General features: G+C 25.7%; 1 protein-coding gene and 1 pseudogene. Both read left to right on the top strand.

Features of this window, described 5'->3' with window-relative positions; all coding sequences use genetic code 11:
- Nucleotides 1-207: pseudogene (locus ACFWDE_RS30490) on the top strand (ABC transporter permease); the annotation flags it as partial.
- 252 nt (nucleotides 208-459) lie between these two features.
- A partial coding sequence (locus ACFWDE_RS30485) for a VanZ family protein (RefSeq protein WP_377896396.1) occupies nucleotides 460-1,394 on the top strand: 935 nt, incomplete at its 3' end.

The following is a 1,394-nucleotide window of genomic DNA, read 5'->3' as shown; positions in this document are numbered from 1 at the left end:
TTTTTCTTACCGATTGTAGTGGCTATGGTTCACAGCAGTTTTGCATTTCTAACTTTTCACCAATTAGGACAAACAGTAAGTAGGGAAATGTCCGTTATTCAAAGCTCAATTGTTGTATTAGTAAGCTTTATTTGTATGCAAATTATATACTTTCTTATTATTAGAGATCACTATATAAAACGCATATGTACAAAAATATATTCATAAAAAAGATAAACAAAAAAATGAAGGTGCATACTCAATCACTAATTATGGTTAAAAATGCACCTTTAGAATATTGAAAATATGCCAAGATTAGTATGTTTTTGTTCCCCTATATTAGATATAAAACAATGATTTGACAAACTCCCATGGGACGAGCGAAAGAATTACAATCAAACTTCGATAACATCGAATTCTTATAAGGTTTTAAATTGTTCAACAAAAACGATAATATATAGATAAATATGGAGGTATTATATGAATTTAATCAATTCTACATTAGGAAGTTTAAGTATTATTAGTATAATAATAATTTTATTGGTTCCCATTTTGTTGAATTTAGGTTATTTTGTTTTGTATAAACGAATATATAAAGGGAAATATTCATTTGAAAAAAAACAAATTGTTTTGATTACACTATTGATAGGATATTACCTTATTGTATTAGCTGGAACTTTATTTGGTCGTGAAAATATTATTCGGCCTGAAGGGATAATTAATTTTGATATTTTACGTGGATATAGAGTTGCTTGGAATAATTTTTCACTTGTTTCTTTTCAAGATATTATTATAAATATTGCTTTACTTTTTCCAGTAGGGTTTTTGTTACCCTTAATTAGTAATTTCTTTAAAAAAGCAGGGGCAGTATTATTAGTCGTATTTAGTACAAGTTTTTTTATTGAAATAATTCAATTTGTAACAGATATTGGACGTATAGATATATCCGATGTATTACATAACACCTTAGGAGGTATGCTTGGATATTGTATAAGTAATTTATTGATTGTTTTTTTAGATAAACAATCAGTACCATTTAAACAAATTGTTAAATATATATCTTTACCAGTGATAGTTTGTTTATTAACATTGGGAATTATTATTTCTTACAAAATGCAAGAATTTGGTAATTTACGTATTAACCCAGAAACTAAAATGGATATGTCTGATATTACTATGAAAACAACTATATCATTAGATGCAGATTCTAAAAAAATGCCTGTTTATAAATTTAAGAAAAATTCTTCAGAACAAATAAAGATTAAAGATATAGAAATTATTTCTTCAAAAGAAGCATTCCAAAAATTAAAACGTGGAGAATTTTTACCTCTAGAATCTTTAAAAAAAGGAGATATAATAACTATTACAAAATGTACATTATCATCTTATTCAGATACAAAAGATTTCCAACAGCC

The sequence above is a fragment of the Bacillus sp. NPDC060175 genome (genome assembly GCF_042728695.1).
GTDB lineage: Bacteria > Bacillota > Bacilli > Bacillales > Bacillaceae_G > Bacillus_A.
The sequence above is the reverse complement of the archived record's forward strand: the minus strand, read 5'-3'. Positions and strand labels throughout refer to the sequence as shown.